Genomic DNA, 15,879 nt, shown 5'->3' with positions numbered 1-15,879 from the left:
ATAAACCATGAGCGACATTCTCGACCGCATCATCGCGGTCAAACGCGAAGAAATTCTCGCAGCGCTCGCGAGCGCGCCGCTCGAGGAATTGCGTCTCGAAGCGAGCGCGCGCGACCATCGCGATTTCGTCGGCGCGTTGCGGGCAAAGCACGCCGAAGGCAAGCCCGCGATCATCGCCGAGGTGAAGAAAGCGAGCCCGTCGAAGGGCGTGCTGCGCGAGGACTTCGTGCCCGCCGACATCGCCCGCTCATACGAAAAAGGCGGCGCCGCGTGCCTTTCCGTGCTGACCGACGTGCAGTTTTTCAAAGGCAGCGTCGCGTATCTGGAAGAAGCGCGCGCCGCCTGCAGCCTGCCCGTGCTGCGCAAGGACTTCATCATCGATCCGTATCAGATCATGGAAGCGCGCGCGATGGGCGCCGACTGCATCCTGCTGATCGCGGCGGCGCTCGAACTCCCGAAGATGCAGGACCTCGAAGCCTACGCGCACTCGCTCGGGCTCGCGGTGCTCGTCGAAGTCCACGACGCCGAGGAACTGCGCCAGGCGCTCACGCTCAAGACGCCGCTGATCGGCATCAACAACCGCAACCTGCGCACGTTCGAGACGTCGATCGAAACGACCATCGGCATGCTCGAAGCGATTCCCGACGACCGGATCGTCGTGACGGAATCGGGCATCATGAGCCGCGTCGATGTCGAGCGGCTGCGCGCGATGGACGTGCATACGTTCCTCGTCGGCGAGGCGTTCATGCGCGCCGACGAGCCGGGCACCGAACTCGCGCGCATGTTCTTCTAACTTTCGCGGACGTCACTTTGGGCATCGAACGAGAGATCAAGCTGGCGTTGCCGGCGTCGCAGCACAACGACGCCGCGCGCTTCTTCACCGAACGCACCGGGCGCGAAGGTACGAGCATCGCGCTGGCGAACGTCTATTTCGACACGCCCGAGCTCATGCTCGCGAAGGCGAAAAGCGCGCTGCGGCTGCGGCGCACGCCGCAACAGTGGTTGCAGACGTACAAGACCGTCGGTCAGTCAAAGGCGGGATTGCACAGCCGCTTCGAGTGGGAAATGCCGGTCGCGGGCGAAGCGCTCGACGTCGATGCGATCCTTAACGCATGCGGCGACGAGCACGCGCGCGACGCGTTGCGCCAGGCGGCGCCGGAACTGATCGCCGTGTTCCGGACGGACTTTACGCGCGTCTACTGGGACATCGAGCACGACGGCGCGATGATCGAAGCCGCGCTGGATCTCGGCGAGGTCAGCGCGGAAGTCGACGGCGAAACGCGCAAGACCGCGATCAGCGAAGTCGAGCTGGAACTGAAATCCGGCGACGAAAGCGCGCTTTCGACACTTTCGGCGGAGCTGCGCGGCGCGTTCCCCGATCTGGATCCGGACGACGTCAGCAAGGCCGAACGCGGCTATCGACTGCGCGCGCAGACTCGGGACGACTCGACGGGCGCCGCGAAATGAACCAGACCGCGCTCTTCGACGTCCCTCAAACCACGGCCACGCTGGAAAGCCAGTTCGACGCCTTGCCCGCCGACTGGCGCCGGCATCTGAAACCGTTCATCGAAAGCAGTCGTTACGCGGCGCTCTGCGCGTTCGTCGATGCGGAGCGCGCCGCCGGCAAGACCGTCTATCCCGCCGACGTGTTTCGCGCATTGCGTCTCACGAATCCGGAAGACGTGAAGGTCGTGATTCTCGGCCAAGACCCGTATCACGGTGAAGATCGCGGCGCGCCGCAGGCTCACGGACTCGCGTTTTCGGTGCCGTCGCCGGTGCGGCCGCCGCCGTCGCTGCGCAATATCTTCAAGGAAATCAACGCGAGCCTCGGTTTCGACGCGCCGAAGCACGGCTGTCTCGATTCGTGGGCGAAGCAAGGCGTGCTGCTGCTCAACACGTCGCTGACCGTCGAGCGCGACAAAGCGGGCAGCCATGCCAAGCGCGGCTGGGAGCAATGCACCGACACGCTGATCCACGAACTCGCGATGCGTCACGACGGCCTCGTCTTCATGCTGTGGGGCGCGCACGCGCAGGCGAAGCGCGCGCTGATCGCGGGGACAGGCAAGGCGCATTGCGTGCTGGAAGCGCCGCATCCTTCGCCGCTGTCGGCGCATCGCGGATTTCTCGGCTGCGGGCACTTCGCGATGGCGAACGACTATCTCGCGAAACACGGCCGCAAGCCGATCGACTGGCGTCTCCCCGACGATCCGCAACGGTCCGCTCAGACGTAAAAAAACCCGCCGAGGTCGAAGACCCGGCGGGTTTTTCACATCACATCGCATCACATCGCGCGAAACACTCACACCGCGGCGATCGCCTCACGCGCGCTCGCGAGCGCGGCGCCCGCGACTTCCGGGCCCATCGCCAGGCCTTCGGCGTAGATGAAGCTCACGTCGGTCATGCCGAGGAAGCCGAGGAACGACTTGAGATACGGCGTCTGCGAATCGTGCGGCGTGCCGGCGTACTTGCCGCCGCGAGCCGACACGACGAATACCTTCTTGCCCTTGACCAGACCTTCCGGACCGTTCGCCGTGTACTGGAACGTGATGCCAGCGCGCGCGATCCAGTCGAAGTACGTCTTCAGTTGCGACGAAATGCCGAAGTTGTAGAGCGGCGCCGCGATCACGACGACATCCGCCGCTTGCAGTTCAGCGATCAGCGCTTCGCTTTTCGCGTTGATCGCGGCTTGCTCGGCGGTGCGCTTGTCGGCGGGCGTGAAGAACGCGCCGAGCGTGGCGTCGTCGAGATGCGGCAGGTTGTCGGCGAGCAGGTTGCGCACAACCGTCTTCGAGCCCGGATTCGCTTGTTGCAGTTTTGCGGTCAGTTCGTCGGCGAGCAGCGTCGATTGGGCGCCTTGCGAACGGGCGGCGGAATTGATTTGCAGAATGGTCGTCATGATGGCTCCTGGTCCTACGTTTGGGTTTCGGGCGCCGTTTGCGCTCGGACAGGATGCATTCTTCTTTTTTCAGACGACCGGAACAAGCTGCGCGCTCATGACGGATTGTTGCAGTGGTGGAACAATCCGCCTTCGCGCGGTCTCCGGCTCAGCCTTTCATCCAGCGCTCCCGCCATTGCTTGCCCGGGCCGCGGCCGTCGCTCGCGGTCAGCGTGTAGCGCGTGACTTCGGGCGCGTCGAGTTTCAGCTCCGTGCGGCGCAGTTCGTCGCGGCGGAACGCGTGCACTTCGACCTTCGCGCCGGGCAGATAGCGCGCGAGCAACGCGTCGAGGTTGGAGCCGGTGACGCGCAGGCCGTCGATTGCCACCAGCACGTCGCCCGCCGACAAACCCGCTTTCTGCGCCGCGCCGCCGTCGTGGACGACCGCCAGCACGCAGTCCGCGCCGCCGCGCACGCGCGCGCCGAGCGACGGCTTGCCGGCCGTGCCGTTGGTCGCGGGCTCAGGCGCGAGCGCGATGCCGAACGGCTCGAAGAGCCCTTCGAGCGGCAAATCGCGCGTGCCGTGGACGCCTTCGCGGAAGAGCTTGCGCAGATCGGCGCCGGTCGCTTCGGCAAAGAGTGCCTCGACCTCCGATTCCTCGACGCCGCGCAGCTTGCCGTGATAGAAGTCGCGCCCGTAGCGTTGCCAGAGCAGGCGCATGACGTCGTCGAGTGATTTGCGGTTGCCCGTTTGCGCGCGGATCGACAGATCGAACGCGAGCGCGACGAGCGAGCCTTTCTGGTAATAGCTGACGATGGCGTTCGGCGAATTTTCGTCGGCGCGGTAGTACTTGATCCAGGCGTCGAACGAGCTTTGCGCGACCGTCTGCTTGAGACGGCCGCTGCCGCGCAGCACGCCGCCGATCGTCTTGCCGACTAGCGAGAAGTAGTCGCTCGCGCTGATGAGGCCGCTGCGCACGAGCATCAGGTCGTCGTAGTAGGACGTGAAGCCCTCGAAGAGCCACAGCAGCGACGTGTAATTCTCCTGCGACAAATCGTACGGCGCGAACGCCGCCGGCTTGATGCGCTTTACGTTCCAGGTGTGGAAATACTCGTGGCTGCAGAGGCCAAGATACGTGCGATAACCGTCGGTCATTTCCGCGCGGCCGAGCACCGGCAGATCACCGCGATTGCAGATGAGCGCGGTGGAAGCGCGATGCTCCAGCCCGCCGTAACCATCGCTGACGGCGACCGTCATGAACACATAGCGATCGACCGGCGCCTTCTTCGTGCGCGGCTCGAAGAGCGCGATCTGCGCCTCGCAGACGCGCTTCAGGTCCACGGCGAGCCGGTTCATGTCGAGACCGACGACGCGGCCCGAAATCACGATGTCGTGCTTGACGCCATGCGCGCTGAAGCTGCCGAGCGCGAATTCACCGAGCGTCACCGGATGGTCGATCAGCTCGTCGTAGTTTTGCGCCTGATACGCGCCGAAGCCGTAGCGCTTCGTGCCGCGCGCTTCCGGCAGCGCGGTTGCGACGCGCCAGTTGCGATACGCCGCGCCCTGCGGCGCCTGAATATCGACGATACACGGCGCATCGGCCTGACCTTCGACCGCCAGAAACACGCTCGTGCCGTTGAAGAAGCCGACGGTGTCGTCGAGATGCGCCGCGCGCACCGACATGTCCCAGCCGTACACCTCATAGCGCAGCGTCATCGGGCCGTCGTGCGGCGCGGCTTGCCACGCGTGCTTGTCTATTTTCTCGATCGCGATCTTGCGGCCCGCCGCGTTGAACGCCTGCAAGGTCACGATGTTGCGCGCGAACTCGCGGATCATGTAGCTGCCCGGAATCCACACCGGCAGCATGAAGCGCTGCCCGGCGGGGTCGGGAACGGCGACGGTCAGCGTCACTTCGAACAGATGCGCGCCGGGATTCTTCGGAACGATGGTGTACTGAATCGGATTCATGGTGCTGTCCTTGTTTTTCTTGCGGCGCGCTTCAGATGACGCCGGGCCTTGTCATCGGCCAGAAATCAGAAGAGGCGCTCGTCGCGCCTCTCGTCTACGTGCTGGCGGAACTCAGCGAACCGCCGACAGTTCCTTTTCCAGCCGGTCGGCCGGCACGGCGCCCGGCAGGCGGCGGCCGTCGGCGAGGAAGACGGTCGGCGTGCCGGTGACGTTCATCGACTGACCGAGCTTCAGGTTCTTGTCGATCGCGGCAGTGTCGCAGCTCGCGAGCGCCGGCGTCTTGTGGTCGAGCATCCAGCTTTCCCACGCCACCGCGCGGTCCTTCGCGCACCAGATCGACTTCGACTTCGTCGTCGAATCCGGCGACAGCACCGGATAGAGGAAGGTATAGACCGTCACGTTGTCGAAGCCCTTCAGCGTGGTTTCGAGCTGCTTGCAATACGGGCAGTTCGGGTCGGAGAACACGGCGATCTTGCGGCTGCCGTTGCCCTTCACCACTTTCACCGCGTTCTCGAACGGCAGCTTCGCGAAGTCGATCTTGTTGGTTTCCGCGAGACGCGCGTCGGTCAGATTCGCGCGCGAGCGCGTATCGACGAGATCGCCGAGCAGCACGTAATTGCCGGTCGCATCGGAATAGATGATCTGCGAGCCGAGGTTCACCTCGTAGAGCCCCGGAATCGGCGATTTCTCGATGCTCTTGATCGTGGCGTCCCCCATGCGCTCTTGCAGCGTGGACTTGAGCTTGTCGGTGGTCTGGTCGGCCTGCGCCGAGCAGCCGATCCCGAAGATCGCGCCGAGCATGGCGGCTGCGGCGACGGCCGAACGAAGAGTGTTTTTCATGCGAATTCCTGTGATTCCCGCGTAGTTCGGGCGAGCGGCGGGCTCGCGCCGGTGATTATCCGAGTGCCGCCGACACCAGCCAGCGCTTCACGAACGGCTGCGCGCCGACGAGCGCCATGCCCGTATTGCGCACCGCCCGCGCGAACGTGCCGGGTACGGAGAAGAGTTTATGCAGGCCGTCGGTGGCGATCACGAGCTTTTGAATGTCCTCGCGACGCGCGCGTTCGTAACGGCGCAACAGCACCGGATCGCCGAGATCGCGGAACGGCTCCTTGTTCGCGATAACTTCCGCGAGCGCCGCGACATCCCGCAGACCGAGGTTCATGCCCTGCCCGCAGAGCGGGTGAATCAGATGCGCGGCGTCGCCGACGAGCGCCACGCGCGGCGCCACCAACCGGTCGACGGATTGCAGCGCGAGCGGAAAGCCCTGCGCGGGCGTGACGCATTCGAGCGTGCCGAGCGTGTTCTGCGTGACACGCTCGACTTCCGCCGCAAGCTGCGCCGGATCGAGCTTCAGGAGTTCGTCGGCGTGTTCGGTGCGCGCCGACCAGACGAGCGAAACGTGATCGCCCGGCAGCGGCAGGAGCGCGATGATTTCCGACTCCCTGAACCACTGGTAGGCGGTTTCGCCATGCGGCTTTTCGGCCTTGAAGTTCGCGACGACGCCCGTCTGCCGGTAATCGCGCCGCGTCGCCTTCGAACCCATTTGCGCGCGGACCCACGAATGCGCGCCGTCCGCGCCGACGATCAGGTCCGTCGCAAGCGTTTCGCCGCTCGACAGCGTGACGTGAGCGGCGTCGTCGTGGACGGTCATGCCCTGCCCACGCGACTCGAACCACGAGAGATTCGGCTGGAAGCGCAACGCGGTATCGAGCGCGGTTTCGATCAACGACGATTCCACGATCCACGCAAGCTGCGGCACCGACGCCTGGAACGCGGAGAAATGCAGTTCGGCGTGGGCGTCGCCGAAGACGCGCATGTCGAATACGGGACCCAAACGCGAGCGGTCGAGCGCCTGCCAGACGCGCAGCCGTTCGAGCAGCGTCTCCGAACTCGACGACAGCGCGTAGATGCGCGAATCGAACGCCGCGCCGGCTGGCAGCGGCGCGGCGGGAGCGGCGACGAGCGCGGTGCGCAGGCCGGACTGGGTCAGCGCGAGCGCCGCCGTCTTGCCGACGAGCCCGCCGCCGACGACCACCGCGTGGAAAGTCTTGGGATGGGAAGTCATCCGGGCATTATAGCCGTGGGGGTTGCGGAGGATTGGCGGTGCGTCGGGAGCGCGCGGTGCGCGCCGCCCAGCCTGGCGGGGCGCGGCGGTACAATAGCGGTTTGTCCGGCCGCGCGACGTGGCCGCCCGTTTTGCGCACTTGCTCGCGGCCGCCGGGCCGCCCGAGCAGCCGCAAAGCCCAGCGAAACCCACGCGGCCCGCGCCGTTTCACCAGTTCGAAGGATCCCATGAGCCTCCAATGCGGCATCGTCGGCTTGCCCAACGTCGGCAAGTCCACACTTTTCAATGCTTTGACCAAGGCGGGCATCGCCGCCGAAAACTATCCGTTCTGCACGATCGAGCCGAATGTCGGCGTGGTCGAAGTGCCGGACGCGCGGCTGCAAAAGCTCGCCGAGACCGTCAAGCCGGAGCGCATCCTGCCGGCAGTGGTCGAATTCGTCGATATCGCGGGCCTCGTCGCCGGCGCGAGCAAGGGCGAAGGCCTCGGCAACCAGTTCCTCGCGAACATCCGCGAGACGGACGCGATCACGCACGTCGTGCGCTGTTTCGAAGACGAGAACGTGATCCACGTCGCGAACAAGATCGATCCGCTCGACGACATCGAAGTCATCAACACCGAACTCGCGCTCGCCGACCTGGCGACGGTCGAAAAGTCGCTGACGCGCTATTCGAAGGCCGCGAAATCGGGCAACGACAAGGAAGCGGCCAAGCTCGTCGCCGTGCTGGAGAAGGTGCGCGTGCAGCTGGAACAGGCGAAGCCCGTCCGCGCGCTCGATTTCTCGGACGACGAACGTGCGCTCCTCAAGCCGTTCTGCCTGATCACGTCGAAGCCGACGATGTACGTCGCCAACGTGAAGGAAGACGGATTCGAGAACAATCCGTATCTGGACGCGGTGCGCAAGCATGCCGAATCGGAAAATGCGCCGGTGGTCGCGGTGTGCGCGGCGATCGAAGCGGAAATCGCCGATCTCGACGACGCCGACAAGCAGGAATTTCTCGCCGATATCGGCATGGAAGAGCCGGGTTTGAATCGCGTGATTCGGGCGGGTTTCAAGCTGCTCGGTTTGCACACGTATTTCACGGCGGGCGTGAAGGAAGTGCGCGCCTGGACGATTCATATCGGCGATACGGCGCCTCAGGCGGCCGGCGCGATCCACACCGACTTCGAACGCGGGTTTATTCGCGCGCAGACGATCGCGTTCGATGACTACATCGCTTTCAAGGGCGAACAAGGCGCGAAGGAAGCAGGGAAAATGCGGGCTGAAGGGAAGGAATATGTCGTTCATGACGGGGATGTCATGAACTTTTTGTTTAATGTGTGAAGCAGGAGAGCAGACTCGGCGCTAGTGCTCGACCAGGGCGACGCAAGTCGATGCCTCGCCCGCGAGCCAAGCGTTACTGTTCTTTTGTCACCGGAGTGTTCAACGGAAATCCCTCAAAGTCGAAGTATTGGGGTTTCCACTTCATGAAGAATCTGACGTCGTTTTCTACCGTGATTTCGCCTCCGCAACCCGGATGCTGAAATCCAAGCTTTACCGGTGAGGCGCTTTCTGGACAATATTCCGCGTCGATTGACGAGGGCGGAAGCGGGGTCCAGTCTTCAGAAAAGCACTCAATACAGTGAGGACCAGCGATTCTTTCGTTGAAGATCGCAGCCAAGTGCCGGAGGCGCCGCAACGTATTCGTGGCATTCTCGATTTCCGTTTCGAGCAACGTGATTGCATCCGTCGCGCGTTGTTCTCGCTGCCACCAATTCGATTTGGCGGAAGCATTTAGCGCTTCATCTGCGAGTCTGGTGCGAGCCCTTAATATCTTCTCTTGTAGCTCCCTCACTTCAAAAACGTCGAAAAAACGCTCTACTACAGTGGGTTTTGCGCATGTATAACACCAACCCATGGTAGCGCGCATCAATACCTCTGATTCGAAATGCAAATAAAATCTCGGACGATGCAAAGCCAAATCAGAGCCCAATAAATCGCAAGCGGTACATCTATAAGTCAGTGACGGGATAGACATGTTCTGCCGTTAATGATTGTCACGCCCGATCTGAGCGCGCGACCAATCCTAGAAGGCCAACAAGTTGCAGGCCATACGAAAGCGCCTATTGTTTAAATCGCGACGCTGAGGTAGCCAACCGATTGGTGGGGCGCAACATGTCGAAAAGATAGTCACGCCCGCGAAGTACAATCACATCAAGAGTCTTCGCGTTTTCTCACCCACCGAACACACACCCATGGCCCAATACGTCTTCACCATGAACCGCGTCGGCAAGATCGTGCCGCCGAAGCGTCAGATCCTGAAGGACATCTCGCTCTCGTTCTTTCCCGGCGCGAAGATCGGTCTGCTCGGCCTGAACGGCTCGGGCAAATCGACGCTGATCCGCATCATGGCCGGCGTCGATAAAGACATCGAAGGCGAAGCCACGCCGATGCCCAATCTCAACATCGGCTATCTGCCGCAGGAACCGCAGCTCGATCCGCAAAAGACCGTGCGCGAAGCCGTCGAAGAAGGTCTCGGCGACGTCTTCAGCGCGCAGAAAAAGCTCGATGAAATCTACGCCGCCTACGCCGAACCCGACGCCGACTTCGACGCCCTCGCCGCCGAGCAGGCCAAGTACGAAGCGATCCTCGCGACGAGCGACGGCGGTTCGCCCGAACAGCAGCTCGAAATCGCCGCCGACGCGCTGCGCCTGCCCGCATGGGACGCGCAGATCGAACACCTGTCAGGCGGCGAGAAGCGCCGTGTCGCGCTGTGCAAGCTGTTGCTGCAAAAGCCCGACATGCTGCTCCTCGACGAACCAACCAACCACCTCGACGCCGAATCCGTCGACTGGCTCGAACAGTTCCTCACGCGCTATCCGGGCACGGTCGTCGCGGTGACGCACGATCGCTACTTCCTCGATAACGCCGCCGAATGGATTCTCGAACTCGACCGCGGCCACGGCATTCCGTGGAAGGGCAACTACAGCAGTTGGCTCGATCAGAAACAGGACCGGCTGAAGCAGGAAGAATCGTCGGAATCGGCGCGTCAGAAGGCGCTCAAGAAGGAACTGGAATGGGTGCGCCAGAACCCGAAGGGACGTCAGGCGAAATCGAAGGCGCGGATCGCGCGCTTCGAGGAACTCAACAGCCAGGAATACCAGAAGCGCAACGAGACGCAGGAAATCTTCATCCCGGTCGGCGACCGCCTGGGCAACGAGGTCATCGAGTTCAAGAACGTCAGCAAGGCATACGGCGACCGCCTCCTGATCGACAACCTCAGCATGAAGATTCCGGCGGGCGCGATCGTCGGCATCATCGGGCCGAACGGCGCGGGTAAATCCACGCTCTTTCGCATGCTGACCGGCCGCGAACAGCCGGATTCGGGCGAAATCGTGAAGGGCCCGACCGTCAAGCTCGCCTACGTCGACCAGAGCCGCGACGCGCTCGACGGCAGCAAGACCGTGTTCGAGGAAATCTCCGGCGGCGCCGACGTGCTCACGGTCGGCAAGTACGAAACGCCGTCGCGTGCGTATATCGGCCGCTTCAACTTCAAGGGCGGCGACCAGCAGAAGAACGTCGGCAGCCTCTCGGGCGGCGAACGCGGCCGTCTACATCTGGCGAAGACGCTGATCGCGGGCGGCAACGTGCTGCTCCTCGACGAGCCGTCGAACGATCTCGACGTCGAAACGCTGCGCGCGCTCGAAGACGCGCTGCTCGAATTCGCCGGCTCGGTAATGGTGATCTCGCACGATCGCTGGTTCCTCGACCGTATCGCGACGCACATCATCGCGTTCGAAGGCGACTCGCAAGTGACGTTCTTCGACGGCAACTACCAGGAATACGAAGCCGACAAGCGCAATCGTCTGGGCGAAGAAGCGGCCAAGCCGAAGCGTCTGCGCTACAAGCCGATCACGCGCTAACCTCTTGTTTTGTCTGAGCAAAAACGCGCGCCCAATGCGGGCGCGCGCACCGACAACAGGCACGAAAATCGCGACCTTCCGAGAAAGGCGCCGCGTCTCGCAGCGCACATAAGGAGACATGGGTGATGGCGGGATCGAAGGCGCGACGGGCGGGAATCTGGGTGGCCGGCATTCTCGTCGCGCTCGTGGTCGTCGCGGTGGGCGGATGGTTCTTCGTCGTCCACGAGATGAAACAGCGCATCATCGAGACGCTCGGCCCGCAGGGCTCGGTCGAAGAAATCGACGTCGGCTTCTCGCATATCACGCTCTCGCGCGTGCGCCTGCGCGGCCCGTCGGACTGGCCCACGCCCGACGCGCTGCGCGCCGAGCGCATCGTGCTCGACCTCGACATGCGCGACGTGCTGCACAACCGCGTGCATCTGCGCAATGTGAGCGTCGACAACTACTATCTCTCGATCTATCGCGCCGCCGACGGCCGCGTGCGCCTGCTGCCGAACCTGAGGGAAACGGCGAGCAAAGCCGACGCCAAGTCGAACGACGAAGCAACGAAGCACGCGAACGAAGAAAAGCTGATCGATCACGTCTCGTTCGAACGCGGATCAATGGAGTTCTTCGATGCTTCGGTGCAGATGCCGCCGTATCGCGTGCTGATCAGCGATGCGCGCGCCAGCATCGATCACATTCATCTTCCCGCGCTCACCGACCGCACGACGCTCGCGATGACGGGGTCGATCAAGGGCCCGTCGCATACGGGCGCGGTGAGTTTCAATGGCTGGATGGTGATCGCGACGAAGGATTCAGAGACGCGCTCGACACTGCGCAGCGTCGATATCGCGACGCTCGATCCATATCTGCTGAAGAAGGCCGGCGCGAAATCGACGGTGACGGGCGGCACGATCGATATCACGCTCGATGCCAGCGTGAAGGACTACCGCATCCACGCGCCGGGAAGCCTGGTGCTGAACCATCTGCAACTGAGCGAAGGCGGCAATCCGCTCGACACGTTCATGTCGATTCCGACCAAGGCCGCGATCGCCGCGCTGAAAGACCGCCGCGATCAGATCAAGCTCGACTTCGTGCTCGACGGCAATCTGCGCGACCCGAAGTTTTCGCTCAACGAGAGCCTGTCGAAGAAACTCGCGGCCGGCTTCGCGAAGGCGCTCGGCGTGAGCGCGGAAGGCGTGGCGAAAGGCGCCGGCGATACGGTCAAGGGCATCGGCAACGCGCTGAAGAATCTGCTCGAAGCGAAATAAACGTTAAACCGGCAGGCCCAGTTCGCGCAGTTTCGTCGCCGTGCGTGCGGCGCTCGTGTGATGCACACCGTGCCAGCCGAGCGCGGTCGCGGCCTCGGCGTTGTGAAGGTTGTCGTCGATAAAGACGAGTTCGTGCGGCTCGACGCCCGGAAGATGCCGCTCGATGTCCGCGCGCATCAACGCGAAGATCGCCGGTGCGGGTTTCACGACGCCCACGCGCCCCGACACGATCACTTCGCGAAACCGCCGCAGCACGGGATAGTTCTCCCACGCATACGGAAACGTCTCAGCCGACCAGTTGGTCAGGCCGAAGAGCGGGACGTGCGCCGCATCGAGCGTATCGACGAGCGCGACGCCGTCCGTCAGCACGCCGCCCAGCATCTCGGGCCAGCGCTCATAGAACGCGCGGATCAGCGCTTCGTGCTCCGGAAACTTCGCGATCAGTTCGGCGGTGCCCTCGGCGATCGTCTGACCGCCGTCCTGCTGCACGACCCATTCCATCTTGCAGACATGATCGAGAAACCATTGCCGCTCGGTTTCGTCGGGAATCAGACGGCTGTAGACGTACTCGCGTTTCCAGTCGATCAGCACGCCGCCGAAGTCGAACACCACTGCCTTGATCGCCATGCGTCGCAGCGCCTCGTTCAGAGCGGCTGGGTGCGGGCGTCGAGCCACGCCTTCGCCGCGCCGGACACATGCGGCGACACGCGTTCGCGCACCGTCGCGTGATACGCGTTGAGCCACGCGCGCTCGTCGTCGCGCAGCAGCGACAAGTCGATGCAGCGCGTGTCGATCGGGCACAGCGTGAGCGTCTCGAATTCGAGGAAATCGCCGAATTCGGTCTTGCCGGCAGGCTGATTCAGCACCAGGTTTTCGATGCGGATGCCCCACTTGCCCGGCCGGTAGATGCCCGGCTCGATCGACGTGATCATGCCTTCTTCCATCGCGGTCCACGGCTCGGCGGGCGCGTAGTGCGAGATGACCTGCGGGCCCTCGTGCACGTTCAGGAAATAGCCGACGCCGTGTCCGGTGCCGTGGCCGTAGTCGGCGCCCGCTTCCCAGATCGGCGCGCGCGCGATCGAATCGAGCATCGGCGAGCGGATGCCGCGCGGGAACTTCGCGCGCGAGAGCGCCATCGTGCCCTTCAGCACGATCGTGAAATCGCGCTTGTGCTCCGCGCTGATCGTGCCAACGGGCACGACGCGCGTGATGTCGGTCGTGCCGCTCAGGTACTGGCCGCCCGAATCGATCAACAACAGCCCGTTGCCTTCGATGACCGAATGCGACGCCTCGGTCGCGCGGTAATGCGGCATCGCGCCGTTCGCGTTGAAGCCGGCGATCGTCGCGAAACTCAGCGTGACGAAACCCGGGCGACGCGCGCGCGCCGCCGTCAGTTTCTCGTCGATGGTCAGCTCCGTGATGCGTTCGCGGCCGAGCGCGTCTTCGAACCAGGCGAAGAATTCGGCGAGCGCGGCGCCGTCCTGCTCCATCGTCGCGCGGATGTGCGCGGCCTCGGCGGCCGTCTTGCGCGACTTCGCGAACGTCGACGGATTCACCGACTCGACGGTCTTGACCGTCGACGGCACCTTCTCCAGCAGGCCGAACGTGATGCGGCGAGGGTCGATCAGAAGCGTCGATCCGGCGGGCAACGCGGCGAGCGCATCGGCTGCGCGTGCATAGGGCTCGACGCGCACGTTCTCGCGCGCGAGCGACGCAGCGAGCGCGGCGGGCACCTTGCCATCGGCGACGAAAAGCACGGCGTCGTCGAGACCGATCAGCGCGTGCGCGACGAACACCGGGTTGTAGCTGACGTCGGCGCCGCGCAGGTTGAAGAGCCAGGCGAGATCGTCGAGCGTCGAGACGAAATGCCACTGCGCGCCCTTTTCCCGCATCGCGCGGCGCACGTCGGCCAGCTTTTCCGGGCGCGCGACGCTCGCGTGCGGCGCCACGTGCTCGTACACGCCGCCGTCGGGCAGACCCGGCCGCGCGGGCCACACCGCGTCGAGCAGATCGAGATCGGTGCGCAGCACGACGCCGCGCGCGGTCAGCGCCTCGCCGAGCGCGCGCGCCGCCGCGACGCCGAGCACGGTGCCGTCGACCGCCACCGTCGCGCCCGACGGCACGTTAGCCGCGAGCCAGTCGACGTGCGGCGCGGTCTGCTGACCGCCCATCATCTTCATCAACTGGATGCCCGTGCCGGCGAGTTGCGCTTCGGCCTGCGTCCAGTAGCGGCTGTCGACCCAGACGCCCGCGAAATCCGCCGTCACGACGAGCGTGCCGACCGAGCCCGTGAAGCCCGACAGCCACTGCCGCCCTTGCCAGCGCTCGGGCAGATACTCCGACAAATGCGGGTCCGCCGAGGGAATCAGCACCGCGGCGAGGTTTTCGCGCGCCATCGCGCCGCGCAGCAGTTCAATGCGCTGGGAGAACGTGGCTGCGTCGGGGGAATCGAATCGATCGTTCATGGAGTCACCTGCCTGATGCCTTGAAAGCGTGAAAGCTTGAATGGGCCGCCGATCGACGGCCGGGATACCGGCGGGCCGCTCGTGACGGCGCATCGGAAGGGGAATTCAGCGCCGCGCGGCCAGACCCACCGTCACGGTCACGACGACGAATGCAAAGAGGGAACACGCGAGCCACTCGAGTGTATCGCCGTCATGATAGGCGCCGACGACATTGCCGAACATGCGCGCGACGACCGCCGCGAGAATGCCCGCGCCGAGCGCCGTTCCTGCGCGCGCCGCCAGCGACCGTCCGCGCCCCGCGCGCCGCAGCGGATGCAGCCACCAGCCCGCGAGACCGATCACCGCGCCCAAGAAAACAGTGCCAATCCAGCCCATCAGCGCAATGTTCCCGTTGAATTCAGAGAAACCGTATGGGTTGCCAATCGTCGTTCTACTAGCATTTTCGGTCTCGTCAACTATAGGTAGCAATGCGCTCGGGCGCAGCGGATGAGTTTAAGGGGGCCAGGTTGGTGATGGCAAGCTCGCGGCCTCTCGCGCGTTCCGGCTCCCGGTCACTCGACCCTGCGCGCGGCGTCCAATCCATGCGAATCGCCATTATCGACCCGGACGAACAACACGCCGACCTCATCGGCGCAGCTTTGTCGGCCGGCGGTCACTTCTGCCATTTCTTCCGCAGCCCGCTCGTGTTCCTGACGCGGCTCAAGCGCGAAACGTACGATCTGCTGATTTCAGCGGCCGCCACGCGCGACATGAGCGGCGCCGAGATCATCGCGCGGGTGCGCGCGATCGTGGCGCACATCCCGGTCATTTTGATGGCGGCGAAGCCGGGCGAGGCGGATATCGTCGATTGCCTGCGCGCCGGCGCGGACGATTGCATGGCGAAACCGGTGCGGTGCGGCGAACTGGCTGCCCGCATCGACGCGCTCACGCGCCGCAACACCGTGCGGCCGAGCACGCCGCAGCGTTTCGGCGACTATCTGTTCAACGTGTCGGAGCTGAGCGTGAGTTTCGGCGACGAACGCGTGATGCTCACACCGAAGGAATACCGATTCGCGCATCTGCTGTTTTCGAATCTCGGCCGGCCGATCTCGCGCGGCCATATCCTGGAGATCGTCTGGACGCGCGGCAGCGACATTCAGTCGCGCACGCTCGACACCCACGCCTGCCGCCTGCGCACGAAGCTCAAGCTGCGCCCGGAACACGGATACCGGCTGACGCCGCTCTACGCCTACGGCTACCAGCTGGACCGCGTCGAGACCGCCGAAATAGCGGCGCCGGAACGGTCCGCGCGTACTGCCCCAGCGCTTATGGCGCCTATAAATGAACAAATCCGGGAAACGCTATAATA

15 protein-coding genes are annotated in these 15,879 nt (G+C 64.1%); 7 read left to right on the top strand and 8 right to left on the bottom strand.

All coding sequences use genetic code 11. From position 1 onward, the window contains the following. The first annotated feature begins 7 nt into the window (after nt 1–7). Genes trpC through AWB66_RS27095 form a run of 3 tightly spaced genes read left to right on the top strand, consistent with a single transcriptional unit; the run spans nt 8 to nt 2,231 of the window. A complete protein-coding gene (gene trpC / locus AWB66_RS27105) occupies nt 8–793 on the top strand; it encodes an indole-3-glycerol phosphate synthase TrpC (protein WP_087633164.1) in 786 nt (261 codons plus the stop codon). Nucleotides 794–810: 17 nt separating this feature from the next. Then, nucleotides 811–1,467, top strand: coding sequence for a CYTH domain-containing protein (locus tag AWB66_RS27100; protein ID WP_087633163.1), 657 nt, complete (start codon nt 811–813; stop codon nt 1,465–1,467). After that, nucleotides 1,464–2,231 (top strand): uracil-DNA glycosylase, encoded by a 768-nt coding sequence (locus tag AWB66_RS27095; RefSeq protein ID WP_087633162.1) that lies wholly within the window; start codon nt 1,464–1,466, stop codon nt 2,229–2,231. The genes AWB66_RS27100 and AWB66_RS27095 overlap by 4 nt, the downstream gene beginning before the upstream one ends. Before the next feature lie 68 nt (nt 2,232–2,299). Here the strand turns inward: AWB66_RS27095 and AWB66_RS27090 are convergent, their stop codons facing one another. The 4 genes from AWB66_RS27090 to AWB66_RS27075 form a co-directional block, all read right to left on the bottom strand. Beyond that, entirely contained in the window at nt 2,300–2,896 is a 597-nt protein-coding gene (locus AWB66_RS27090; protein WP_087633161.1) for an FMN-dependent NADH-azoreductase, read from the bottom strand. Nucleotides 2,897–3,044: 148 nt separating this feature from the next. Continuing rightward, nucleotides 3,045–4,844, bottom strand: a complete 1,800-nt coding sequence (locus tag AWB66_RS27085; RefSeq protein WP_087633160.1) for a M61 family metallopeptidase — start codon at nt 4,842–4,844, stop codon at nt 3,045–3,047. A gap of 111 nt (nt 4,845–4,955) precedes the next feature. Next, nucleotides 4,956–5,684, bottom strand: a complete 729-nt coding sequence (locus AWB66_RS27080) for a DsbC family protein (protein WP_087633159.1) — start codon at nt 5,682–5,684, stop codon at nt 4,956–4,958. Nucleotides 5,685–5,739: 55 nt separating this feature from the next. After that, a complete protein-coding gene (locus AWB66_RS27075) occupies nt 5,740–6,912 on the bottom strand; it encodes a UbiH/UbiF family hydroxylase (RefSeq protein ID WP_087633158.1) in 1,173 nt (390 codons plus the stop codon). Between the two features lie 227 nt (nt 6,913–7,139). On the opposite strand from AWB66_RS27075, the gene ychF reads away from it, so the two are divergent. After that, nucleotides 7,140–8,234 (top strand): redox-regulated ATPase YchF, encoded by a 1,095-nt coding sequence (gene ychF, locus AWB66_RS27070; RefSeq protein WP_087633157.1) that lies wholly within the window; start codon nt 7,140–7,142, stop codon nt 8,232–8,234. A gap of 73 nt (nt 8,235–8,307) precedes the next feature. Here the strand turns inward: ychF and AWB66_RS33110 are convergent, their stop codons facing one another. Next, nucleotides 8,308–8,820 carry a hypothetical protein gene (locus AWB66_RS33110; RefSeq protein WP_143328360.1) on the bottom strand — a complete coding sequence of 171 codons (513 nt, stop codon included), beginning with the start codon at nt 8,818–8,820 and terminating at the stop codon, nt 8,308–8,310. A 325-nt stretch (nt 8,821–9,145) separates the two neighbouring features. Between AWB66_RS33110 and ettA the strand changes: the two genes are divergently transcribed. Together ettA and AWB66_RS27060 are read left to right on the top strand one after the other, a co-directional pair. Continuing rightward, nucleotides 9,146–10,813 (top strand): energy-dependent translational throttle protein EttA, encoded by a 1,668-nt coding sequence (gene ettA, locus AWB66_RS27065; protein ID WP_087633156.1) that lies wholly within the window; start codon nt 9,146–9,148, stop codon nt 10,811–10,813. Between the two features lie 125 nt (nt 10,814–10,938). Further along, a complete protein-coding gene (locus tag AWB66_RS27060; protein WP_087633155.1) occupies nt 10,939–12,066 on the top strand; it encodes a DUF748 domain-containing protein in 1,128 nt (375 codons plus the stop codon). Between the two features lie 3 nt (nt 12,067–12,069). Here AWB66_RS27060 and AWB66_RS27055 read toward each other — a convergent pair whose 3' ends face one another. The 3 genes from AWB66_RS27055 to AWB66_RS27045 all read right to left on the bottom strand — a co-directional run bounded on the left by AWB66_RS27055 (nt 12,070) and on the right by AWB66_RS27045 (nt 14,906). After that, nucleotides 12,070–12,693: an HAD family hydrolase gene (locus AWB66_RS27055; protein ID WP_087633154.1), complete on the bottom strand. Its 624-nt coding sequence runs from the start codon at nt 12,691–12,693 to the stop codon at nt 12,070–12,072. A gap of 17 nt (nt 12,694–12,710) precedes the next feature. Continuing rightward, nucleotides 12,711–14,531 (bottom strand): aminopeptidase P family protein, encoded by a 1,821-nt coding sequence (locus AWB66_RS27050; RefSeq protein ID WP_087633153.1) that lies wholly within the window; start codon nt 14,529–14,531, stop codon nt 12,711–12,713. Nucleotides 14,532–14,636: 105 nt separating this feature from the next. Further along, nucleotides 14,637–14,906: a hypothetical protein gene (locus tag AWB66_RS27045; protein ID WP_087633152.1), complete on the bottom strand. Its 270-nt coding sequence runs from the start codon at nt 14,904–14,906 to the stop codon at nt 14,637–14,639. A 206-nt stretch (nt 14,907–15,112) separates the two neighbouring features. Here AWB66_RS27045 and AWB66_RS27040 point away from each other — a divergent pair, with 206 nt between their 5' ends. Continuing rightward, nucleotides 15,113–15,877 carry a response regulator transcription factor gene (locus tag AWB66_RS27040; protein WP_087633151.1) on the top strand — a complete coding sequence of 255 codons (765 nt, stop codon included), beginning with the start codon at nt 15,113–15,115 and terminating at the stop codon, nt 15,875–15,877. The last annotated feature ends 2 nt before the right edge of the window (nt 15,878–15,879 follow it).

The organism is Caballeronia telluris, assembly GCF_001544495.1.
Taxonomy (GTDB): domain Bacteria; phylum Pseudomonadota; class Gammaproteobacteria; order Burkholderiales; family Burkholderiaceae; genus Caballeronia; species Caballeronia telluris.
Note: the sequence above shows the minus strand (reverse complement) of the source record. Positions and strands in the feature narration are given on the sequence as shown.

What these genes read in the sequence shown, in the direction of transcription:
- AWB66_RS27050 (WP_087633153.1), bottom strand. Translation starts at nt 14,531, where the DNA reads ATGAACGATCGATTCGATTCCCCCGACGCAGCCACGTTCTCCCAGCGC.
- AWB66_RS27095 (WP_087633162.1), top strand. Translation starts at nt 1,464, where the DNA reads ATGAACCAGACCGCGCTCTTCGACGTCCCTCAAACCACGGCCACGCTG.
- AWB66_RS27080 (WP_087633159.1), bottom strand. Translation starts at nt 5,684, where the DNA reads ATGAAAAACACTCTTCGTTCGGCCGTCGCCGCAGCCGCCATGCTCGGC.
- AWB66_RS27045 (WP_087633152.1), bottom strand. Translation starts at nt 14,906, where the DNA reads ATGGGCTGGATTGGCACTGTTTTCTTGGGCGCGGTGATCGGTCTCGCG.
- AWB66_RS33110 (WP_143328360.1), bottom strand. Translation starts at nt 8,820, where the DNA reads ATGCGCGCTACCATGGGTTGGTGTTATACATGCGCAAAACCCACTGTA.
- ychF (WP_087633157.1), top strand. Translation starts at nt 7,140, where the DNA reads ATGAGCCTCCAATGCGGCATCGTCGGCTTGCCCAACGTCGGCAAGTCC.
- AWB66_RS27085 (WP_087633160.1), bottom strand. Translation starts at nt 4,844, where the DNA reads ATGAATCCGATTCAGTACACCATCGTTCCGAAGAATCCCGGCGCGCAT.
- trpC (WP_087633164.1), top strand. Translation starts at nt 8, where the DNA reads ATGAGCGACATTCTCGACCGCATCATCGCGGTCAAACGCGAAGAAATT.
- AWB66_RS27060 (WP_087633155.1), top strand. Translation starts at nt 10,939, where the DNA reads ATGGCGGGATCGAAGGCGCGACGGGCGGGAATCTGGGTGGCCGGCATT.
- AWB66_RS27040 (WP_087633151.1), top strand. Translation starts at nt 15,113, where the DNA reads ATGCGAATCGCCATTATCGACCCGGACGAACAACACGCCGACCTCATC.
- AWB66_RS27055 (WP_087633154.1), bottom strand. Translation starts at nt 12,693, where the DNA reads ATGGCGATCAAGGCAGTGGTGTTCGACTTCGGCGGCGTGCTGATCGAC.
- AWB66_RS27090 (WP_087633161.1), bottom strand. Translation starts at nt 2,896, where the DNA reads ATGACGACCATTCTGCAAATCAATTCCGCCGCCCGTTCGCAAGGCGCC.
- AWB66_RS27075 (WP_087633158.1), bottom strand. Translation starts at nt 6,912, where the DNA reads ATGACTTCCCATCCCAAGACTTTCCACGCGGTGGTCGTCGGCGGCGGG.
- ettA (WP_087633156.1), top strand. Translation starts at nt 9,146, where the DNA reads ATGGCCCAATACGTCTTCACCATGAACCGCGTCGGCAAGATCGTGCCG.